Origin of the sequence: Alteromonas sp. KS69 (genome assembly GCF_003989595.1) — a bacterium.
GTDB lineage: Bacteria > Pseudomonadota > Gammaproteobacteria > Enterobacterales > Alteromonadaceae > Alteromonas > Alteromonas naphthalenivorans.
The window spans coordinates 84,705-92,840 of record NZ_PYHU01000022.1; the positions used below are offsets into that span (position 1 = coordinate 84,705).

12 protein-coding genes are annotated in these 8,136 nt (G+C 43.9%); 2 read left to right on the plus strand and 10 right to left on the minus strand.

What is annotated here, in order from left to right:
- Positions 1-50 precede the first annotated feature (50 nt).
- Together C7Y69_RS21590 and tyrS are read left to right on the plus strand one after the other, a co-directional pair.
- Positions 51-224 (plus strand): hypothetical protein, encoded by a 174-nt coding sequence (locus tag C7Y69_RS21590; RefSeq protein ID WP_185864178.1) that lies wholly within the window; start codon positions 51-53, stop codon positions 222-224.
- 84 nt (positions 225-308) lie between these two features.
- Positions 309-1,508, plus strand: coding sequence for a tyrosine--tRNA ligase (gene tyrS / locus C7Y69_RS13935; RefSeq protein WP_126873121.1), 1,200 nt, complete (start codon positions 309-311; stop codon positions 1,506-1,508).
- A 194-nt stretch (positions 1,509-1,702) separates the two neighbouring features.
- Here tyrS and C7Y69_RS13940 read toward each other — a convergent pair whose 3' ends face one another.
- The 10 genes from C7Y69_RS13940 to C7Y69_RS13985 form a co-directional block, all read right to left on the minus strand.
- Positions 1,703-2,284 (minus strand): GNAT family N-acetyltransferase, encoded by a 582-nt coding sequence (locus tag C7Y69_RS13940; RefSeq protein WP_126873122.1) that lies wholly within the window; start codon positions 2,282-2,284, stop codon positions 1,703-1,705.
- Positions 2,262-2,666 (minus strand): DUF2721 domain-containing protein, encoded by a 405-nt coding sequence (locus tag C7Y69_RS13945; protein WP_126873123.1) that lies wholly within the window; start codon positions 2,664-2,666, stop codon positions 2,262-2,264. The genes C7Y69_RS13940 and C7Y69_RS13945 overlap by 23 nt, the downstream gene beginning before the upstream one ends.
- Positions 2,667-2,862: 196 nt before the next feature.
- Entirely contained in the window at positions 2,863-3,267 is a 405-nt protein-coding gene (locus tag C7Y69_RS13950; protein ID WP_126873124.1) for a rhodanese-like domain-containing protein, read from the minus strand.
- Positions 3,268-3,314: 47 nt separating this feature from the next.
- Positions 3,315-4,274, minus strand: coding sequence for a helical backbone metal receptor (locus tag C7Y69_RS13955; RefSeq protein ID WP_126873125.1), 960 nt, complete (start codon positions 4,272-4,274; stop codon positions 3,315-3,317).
- A 1-nt stretch (position 4,275) separates the two neighbouring features.
- On the minus strand, positions 4,276-5,244 hold the full coding sequence (locus C7Y69_RS13960; protein ID WP_126873126.1) for a cobalamin biosynthesis protein: 969 nt from the start codon (positions 5,242-5,244) through the stop codon (positions 4,276-4,278).
- Between the two features lie 6 nt (positions 5,245-5,250).
- Positions 5,251-5,949: a 5'-methylthioadenosine/adenosylhomocysteine nucleosidase gene (locus C7Y69_RS13965; protein WP_126873134.1), complete on the minus strand. Its 699-nt coding sequence runs from the start codon at positions 5,947-5,949 to the stop codon at positions 5,251-5,253.
- Between the two features lie 191 nt (positions 5,950-6,140).
- Entirely contained in the window at positions 6,141-6,728 is a 588-nt protein-coding gene (locus C7Y69_RS13970) for a DUF2726 domain-containing protein (protein WP_013782829.1), read from the minus strand.
- A 143-nt stretch (positions 6,729-6,871) separates the two neighbouring features.
- Positions 6,872-7,267 carry a hypothetical protein gene (locus C7Y69_RS13975; protein WP_126873127.1) on the minus strand — a complete coding sequence of 132 codons (396 nt, stop codon included), beginning with the start codon at positions 7,265-7,267 and terminating at the stop codon, positions 6,872-6,874.
- Positions 7,268-7,412: 145 nt separating this feature from the next.
- Positions 7,413-7,637 carry a helix-turn-helix transcriptional regulator gene (locus tag C7Y69_RS13980; RefSeq protein ID WP_126873128.1) on the minus strand — a complete coding sequence of 75 codons (225 nt, stop codon included), beginning with the start codon at positions 7,635-7,637 and terminating at the stop codon, positions 7,413-7,415.
- A partial coding sequence (locus C7Y69_RS13985; protein ID WP_260563517.1) for a hypothetical protein occupies positions 7,637-8,136 on the minus strand: 500 nt, incomplete at its 5' end. The genes C7Y69_RS13980 and C7Y69_RS13985, both read right to left, overlap by 1 nt.

Here is an 8,136-nt window from a genome sequence, read left to right on the forward strand (position 1 = left end):
CATCGAGGGCATGAGCAGGAGGGAGGGGGCTGTAGCAAACCCTCCATCGCATGGATGCGATGGCGGAGCGCCCATGGATGGGTTTACCGCGTGTTTGCGTAAGCCCCCTTCCTCCTGATCTCAATGTCCTCGACGTGCACCTTGATATGCAAAGTGCAGCAGTTAATAAGCCCTCAACCATTGCGTTCAATAACGAACGTGACGACAAGTCATCCGCTTTTTGACGCAGAAACCTTTTAATGGTTCCAATGTCCGCGTAAAATGCCGCTCAAAATAGATTCTACAACATCAAGAGTGTGAAATAACCGATGAAAGACTGGCAAACAGCGCTAGCTGAAATTAAACGGGGAACGGATGAAATACTCCCCGAAGAGGATTTAATTGAGAAATTAAAATCCGGCAAAACCCTAACCATTAAAGCGGGTTTTGATCCTACTGCGCCTGATCTTCATCTTGGTCACACTGTTTTGATCAATAAACTGCGTACCTTTCAGCAGTTAGGCCATACCGTTGTTTTTCTTATTGGGGATTTTACTGGCCTGATTGGCGATCCTACAGGGAAAAATGTGACACGCAAGCCCTTAAACAAAGAACAGGTATTAGAAAACGCGCAAACGTATCAAGAACAAGTGTTCAAAATTCTTGATCCTGAACTGACTCAAATTCGCTTTAACTCAGAGTGGATGGATCAATTAGGCGCTGCGGGTATGATTAAATTAGCTGCCAGCCAAACTGTTGCACGTATGCTTGAGCGTGACGACTTTAAAAAGCGTTACAACAATGGTCAGCCTATTGCGATACACGAATTTTTGTACCCGTTAGTACAAGGGTGGGATTCAGTTGCGCTAAAATCTGATGTTGAGTTAGGTGGTACCGATCAACGCTTTAACTTGCTAATGGGCCGCGAGCTTCAAAAAGAGCAAGGTATTAAGCCACAGTCTATTGTGATGGTGCCGTTACTTGAAGGCCTAGATGGCGTTCAAAAAATGTCTAAGTCATTAAACAACTATATCGGTATTACTGATGCACCAAACGATATGTTTGGTAAAGTGATGTCGATTTCAGATGATTTAATGTGGCGTTATTACGACCTGCTAAGCTTCCGCCCACTTGAAGAAATTGCTGAACTTAAGCAGTGTGTTGAGAACGGCGAAAACCCGCGTGATATTAAAATATTGCTGGCGAAAGAAATTATCGCCCGTTTCCATGACGATGCGGCAGCAGAAGGTGCGCATCAAGATTTCATCCAGCGCTTCCAGAAAAATGCGATTCCTGATGAAATGCCAGAGTTTGAAATTGCACTGGGCGATGATGGCATCGCAATTGGCAACTTATTAAAAGAAACCAAGCTGGTAGGCTCAACGTCTGATGCTATGCGTATGATTAAGCAAGGTGCTGTGAAAATTAACGGCGATAAAGTAGAAGACACTCGTCTTGTACTGACCGAAGCTGGCGAAAATGTTTATCAAGTGGGTAAACGTAAATTCGCGAGAATTACGTTAGCCTAGTTTGGCATTAGCACTTAGGTGCTAAAAGAAATACAAAAAAGCCCCGATTTATCGGGGCTTTTTAATGTCTGTATTTTTTGCTTGGAATGCTATCTGTATTACTTTCTGTTTCGTCAGTCGCTAATTAATTTGCGGCTTTTAAGCGTGAAAACAGTGCTACCCAATAATCATTAAATTGTGTACTTATTTCGGCTTTAAGAGAACCGCAATATCATTTCTGCGCCTTCACATTCGCAGGTTTCAGGGCACACAGGGCAATCGTAACCTTCATGTATAGACTCATAGCGCCACTTGTTCGGGTGCTTATTAATAAGTTCGCCGCCGTTTTTAGTAAAGTATTTAAACGCACTATTACCCGGGCTTGAAAGCCAAATATGAGCAAGTCCTGCTTCAGCGCCTTGCGCTTTGGCCGCGCTCACCGACTTGGCTAATAAGGTACTTCCAATGCCAGCTCCTTGCATGGCGGGCGATACTGTATTGCATTTGAAATAGCATACTTTCTCGGGTGCTACCGGCCATAATTCAGGGCTGCACCATTTATCACACTGCCACTGCGAATGGGCGTAGGTAATTCGAAAGCCAACAATGTCATCACCGCAATAACTCACTAAGCTAGCATTAATATTGTTGTGCCAGCTTTTGTCGTACATGGCTTTTAATGTGTCGGGCATCAGGTAATTTTCACCCTGAACTTGGTTGCCTAAGCGTATAACATCATCAAAATGTTCGGGCGCCAAAGGTAGATAAGTAACGCTATTTAGATTTGGTGCTGTCATGTTGCTCTTTCATACCATCAAGGTGAAAATCTAATGCTTCTACAGAAATGAGTATTTCTTTTACCGACATCCAAAGTGAATACAGAAGAGACACTAAGCTTAATGCGAATATCCAATTTCCCACTTGTTGGTAGGTAAGGTAAATCGCCAGCATAGATACAACACACAAAAAGAAGCTGCCAACTCCCGCAATTTGCATCCGCTTAATAAGCTGAATACGAAGCCTCAAATTCTTGATTTGGGCTAGAGTATTGTCGTCACGCTCTTCTTTTGAAAAGTTACGAATAAGCGTAGCAAGGGTTAAAAACCGGTTTGTATAGGCCAGTAACAGCAATGAGATTGCTGGAAAAAGCATAGCGGGTGTTGCGAGGTCTATTTTCATTAAATGTCTGTCACCATAGTGAATGCGTGTCAGTGTATCAAAAACGTAGGGATGTTGTCGTCTGATAGTAAATAGCGGTGTAGGACAGAGTTTAGGTCGTAGCGTGCAGTTAGTGGCGAATTCAGTGGCAGAGAGCTAGATTTACAGACGCTATATTTTCAAAGGCTTTATCTGCTAAGGCTATAACTACGGAAAGCTACATTCTGTCGATTGGCATTTGGGAGGCATTCCAGCCCAGCATATCGCCTTCTAAATGCATAACTTCTGAAAAGTCTAAGTCTTTTAGAAACTTCATAGCAAGTTTAGCCTGAGTACCAGATTGACAATAAATAATAATAGGCTTGTCTTTATGGCCTTCTAGCTCGGTAAGATAATCGTTAATATTTTCATGAGGCATGTTGATGGCACCTGGAATGTGCCCATCAGCAAAGTCGCTTGGAGAACGCACGTCGATAAGCATCCAGTCATTGTTTTTCACCCGCTCAATAAGGTACGGGGAAGCCGCAACCGACACTTGAGAGGTTGCTTTCGCTGTGCATTGCATTGACACAAATAGCGTGACAGCAGCAACGACGACAAACAAGACTAAAACGATTCGCATGAATAACCTTTAAACATAACAAGGCGATATTATACCTTGTGGCAGTACTAGTTAATACCCTTACACAGTGTTTTTAGTTCATTAATTAACCGCAGTGAGAACCTGCTGGTAATGTCTGGATTGACCACAATTAAGGGGGCTGACAAAAAACGACGGTGAGGACGCCAAAATTGCTCAAGATCGGACGTTGGCTGATTGCTTGCGGCCACCAAAGCAAAAGGCTGCCTAGATAATACTTCTTGTACCGAAACTTGCGGGTAATCGACTGGGCTGTCGGCAAATAGGGTTTGCGCACCACATACGTTAAGTAGCTTGTTCGGCCACGCATTGTCACCTATGGTCATTAGCGGCGATGTCCAAGAGTAATAAAACACCTTGTTATTTGAAGGCGTGGCGTACTCGGCTCTTATTGCTGCTAAATGATGTAAAAACTCACTGGTGAGCGCATTGGCTTTTTCTTCTGTGTTAGTTACTTTAGCTAACCGCATCAACTCACTGGCGATGTCCTCAACTTCAGTGATTTTGGCTCGAAACACCTTATAACCTAAGCTTTCTAAACGGTGTAAATCTTGCGGCTTGTTGCCTCCTTCCCACGCTAATATCAGGGTAGGTTGCAGCGCCATTATCTGGGATAAATCGGCTCCTTGATAGTCGGCCACTTTAGGTAAAAGCTGTGCTTCTTTAGGAAAGTTACTGTAGTCGCTAACGCCAATTAAGTGTGCTTCTAAACCAAGGCTATAAACCCACTCGGTTAAATGAGGTGCAAGCGTGATAATCCGCGGGGCTGATTTTCTGGCTTCTACAGCCTGAACATATTCATGCTGAGTTTCCTCACTAATTTTCTCACCACTTTGCGCTTCAGCTGAAGTGGAAAGAGGTACTAGTGTGAGTAATGTAACGATTATTAGCGAACGCTCTACAGTACTACCTTTACTCAATATCTTAAGTAGTAAAACACTTATTATAAATGCAGCGTGTTTGCGCAATTTGTGAAATAGACTCTTCACGTTAGAAGACCTCGCTCAGGGTTTGTGTCTGTACTGCGATCAATAGCAAACAAACACTCGCAATGGCGGTGACCACAGCCATGGCACCCACTATAGTGCGCTTACTGCGTATCATGTCTGAATACTTTACTTGCTCGGCACCGCCTACGCGAGGGTAGCGGTATTTTCGTCCATGATAAATTGCAGGGCCGCCTAATTGAATATTTTGTATTCCACCAAACAGCGCAAGTAACAAGGAGGTTTTATCTCGTGCTTTACTTCGTCTTACTGCTCGAATGCCTTTTACGGGGTGAGTGAAAAGAAGCACAGCAACACAACCGAGTAACGCAGGGGGAACCACTAATAACGAAACAAGCTTTCGCACAGGTTTAGCAAAATGCACCATTTTAGGGTTTCGGTAGTGCCATTGCCACGAGGTGAGTAATAACAAACGGTAGGTTAGCGCACCAATCGGGCCTGCCAACATAAAGTAAAAAATAACGCCGCAATAAAGATATAAAAACTTAAGCCATAGCGATTCAATGGCTGCTTTCGCAATACCTACATCGGTTAATTGGGTGCATTCACGGGCAACTATGGTGTCTACGGTTTCTCTGGTGAGTACTTTTTTATTTTTTCCTACTGTTTTTAATATCTTACTGAACTGATGGCGCTGATAGGCAAAGTCGAGCAAGGCAACCATGATCACGGCTTCGAAAAAAGCAGGGTATTGAGCCATGTATATGAGTATGGCAAGGCAAACGATTAAGGGGGCTAATAATACGATAGCCGCTAATGAACCAGAGATATAATGCTGCGAACGAGAGTAATTTAAAGAGGGAAGAACTTTAAACCCCATCTGCCTAACCAAATAACGCATGAGGGTAAGCGGGTGGCTGCTAAGCGGCCACCGCCAAAGGGCATCTAGAACAACTGCCAACCATAATACCAGCACCGACTGATATGCTGATTGGGTCAGCAATGCTTCCATTTACCGCTACGCCAGCGCTTTGATCATAGCCATAACAAGTTGCGCTGAATGTTTTGCCGCCGTATCTAAATATTCTTTAAAACTGACAGTTGATGTCTTACCCGCAATGTCAGATAGCGAGCGAATTACCAAAAACGGTACGTCGAGCATGTGACAGGTTTGGGCTATAGCTGCACCTTCCATTTCAACTGCTTTCATATCTGGGAAACTTTCACGCAGCGCCTCTACCGCTTCGTCGGTGCCGATAAACGAATCGCCAGTACAGATAAGACCGCTGGTAGATTGGATGTTTTCTAACTCGCCCGTCGCCGTTTTTGCGGCTTCAATGAGCGTATTGTCACAACGGTAGTCTGCAGGCATGCCAGCACATTGGCCAAGCTTGTAGCCGAAATGGGTTAAGTCCACATCGTGGTGGATAACATGGGTGGCAATCACTACGTCGCCAATGTTTAAGTTCTTATCAAACCCGCCTGCTGAACCTGTATTTACTACCACATCTGGTGCGTATTGCTCGATAAGTACCGTAGTGGCAAGGGCCGCCGCAACTTTTCCAATACCACACTTTACTAACACAACCTCAACGTTATTAAGGGTGCCTTCATAAAAGGTTAAGTGCTTCCATGTGGTTTCTTTAAGGTTTGAAAGTGAAGCTTTAAGTAACGCAACTTCTTCATCCATTGCGCCTAGAATGCCAATTTTTTTTATGCCAGTCTCTTTCATGTCAGTCTCTTTCATGTACATACCGATTTGTTCAAATGTTGGGGGAAGCAAAACTTGCTACAGATATGGTAATGAATTGTATAAGGAAATGAGGAAAACTGACAGGAAAAAGCCTTTGTCACCTGCTATTACAGCAATAATGGAGTGCAACAAAGGCTAGGGGGAAACCGGCTTTTTTATGCAGCTGCCGCGCGGCTCGACCTAACTGGGCGAGTCGGGCGCTTAGTTGGCTCAGGGTTGTGCGTAGGAAGCTGCGACATTTTTTGTTGAATTCTTCTATAAGGAATAAGCTTATTTTCAAGGCATTCACGAATATCGTCTACGGTATAACCCGACTTAACCTTAATTCGCGCATGAGGAACACCGGCAGCATCTAATGCGCCAGAAACAAACCAATCGCGCTGAGTTTTGTAACCCTCTTTTCCTTGGTTATGCACAAGGTCGATAGCTAATATGGGGCTCATGTCCTGTTTGTCGACCAAGATAAAATCAAGTTGGCGCGAAGAGGCTCTAGAAATAGCTTGGCTGGCCGTTTTCTTGTTGGCCGATTGCCTTACTGACACTATGTCGCTTAAGCGTACACGGCAAATGATACGAAACTCTCGCCCCATTGCTTGTTCAATAAGGTTTAAAAAAGAGTGTTCTACAGGAGTGAAAAGCTGTGGCTTTCGGCGAAAAGGAAACGCTACGCCACCATCTGATAATTTTATGGCGCCTAATGCCACCACAATAAGTAACATCATTAAAATAATTGCCAGTTCCATCATATTCCTCGCATATCAACGTGTAATGCGCGTCATAAAAATGACGCTTTTTTTGACACCACTGTGGTTCTTTACTGAAATTGCAAAGGCAGTGCCACATTGAACGAGGAGAGTAACTAGGCGGAAATAAAATTTATGGTAGGTTATGGCTTACTAATGATGAGTACATCAACTTGCGTGCCCACATTATCGGGTGAGACCACAATACGAACCGAATCATCTGTTGCTGCAAGCACGGTGCGTTGGTTAACTGCAGGTTTTCTGACAAATTGGGGATAGGCATTTTGATAGAAGGCGATTACCTCTTTAGGCGCGTGCTTAGTAAAATAGACCAAGCTAGCAGGCAAGCTATCGTCGAATTGCTGACACTGCCGAGCATTAGCCATCAGCGAGACGTCAAAAAAGGAGGCAGGGCAAGACCGAACAACAGGTGCATCTAATGAAGTGTCGGTGGACACCGCATCGGCAAACGCGTGGCTCGCCATTGCTAGCCCGCTAAGTAAAACTATATTGATGCTTTTACGTAAACCACTTGTCATTATTCTTGTTAACCATTAATCGCTCTTTATATCGATAATAATGGGCTAACTATATAAGAGCAATAGGTAAATAGTTGCACAAGGTATGTTCATAACGTGATGGGTATAAGGTAAAAACTATTTGAGAGCTGGGCCCTCAATCCCATCACGCTTCCTCTTTCGAATACTGAAATACCTCATTAAATGGCTTATCAAATACCAAGGCAATTTTGAACGCCACTTCAAGAGATGGTGAGTATTTTCCTTTCTCAATCGCCATAATGGTTTGGCGTGTCACGCCCACTTTTGACGCGAGTTCCTGCTGCGTCATTTCATCGACAAGAAAGCGCAAGGTTCTTATATTGTTAGTTATTGAATAATGTTCAGCCATTAACTTTCTTTCCGGAAATAGTAAATCTCAGTACCAAAGCGGGTTACCTCCGATAACCAAAAAATAAGGACTAACTTTAGCTCAATAGGAGCAAGAGCATAATTGGTGTAGCTATTTTGCGCGTCAAAATCGATGTTACTGTTGATCATCTGCTGTATCACGCACCCAACAACACCAACGGCTAATACCCAGTAGCCTGCGTTGTTAGCCGTTAGGCGATGATTGCGTTCTCGCTCATCTTCAGGGGCATCGGCATCTTCTTGCTGGCTCATGGCTAACGCAATATGTATGGCAACTTCTAAAATAATGAAGGCAATAACGATTTGTGTGATGAGGGACGTAGTGTCTCCAAGGCTACTATTGGGCAGCACAAAAAGAAGTGCGTATACGTTATCTCCATAGATAGAGGCGATCACCGCAGATACTAACAAAGACACCCACAAACTTTTCTCTCTGAACGAAATCATTATCTTTCTCCATGCCCTAGGGCCTGTTGATC

Excerpts from the sequence above, each read along its gene's own strand:
- C7Y69_RS21590 (WP_185864178.1), top strand. The coding sequence starts at position 51 with ATGGATGCGATGGCGGAGCGCCCATGGATGGGTTTACCGCGTGTTTGC.
- tyrS (WP_126873121.1), top strand. The coding sequence starts at position 309 with ATGAAAGACTGGCAAACAGCGCTAGCTGAAATTAAACGGGGAACGGAT.
- C7Y69_RS13940 (WP_126873122.1), bottom strand. The coding sequence starts at position 2,284 with ATGACAGCACCAAATCTAAATAGCGTTACTTATCTACCTTTGGCGCCC.
- C7Y69_RS13945 (WP_126873123.1), bottom strand. The coding sequence starts at position 2,666 with ATGAAAATAGACCTCGCAACACCCGCTATGCTTTTTCCAGCAATCTCA.
- C7Y69_RS13950 (WP_126873124.1), bottom strand. The coding sequence starts at position 3,267 with ATGCGAATCGTTTTAGTCTTGTTTGTCGTCGTTGCTGCTGTCACGCTA.
- C7Y69_RS13960 (WP_126873126.1), bottom strand. The coding sequence starts at position 5,244 with ATGGAAGCATTGCTGACCCAATCAGCATATCAGTCGGTGCTGGTATTA.
- C7Y69_RS13970 (WP_013782829.1), bottom strand. The coding sequence starts at position 6,728 with ATGGAACTGGCAATTATTTTAATGATGTTACTTATTGTGGTGGCATTA.
- C7Y69_RS13975 (WP_126873127.1), bottom strand. The coding sequence starts at position 7,267 with ATGACAAGTGGTTTACGTAAAAGCATCAATATAGTTTTACTTAGCGGG.
- C7Y69_RS13980 (WP_126873128.1), bottom strand. The coding sequence starts at position 7,637 with ATGGCTGAACATTATTCAATAACTAACAATATAAGAACCTTGCGCTTT.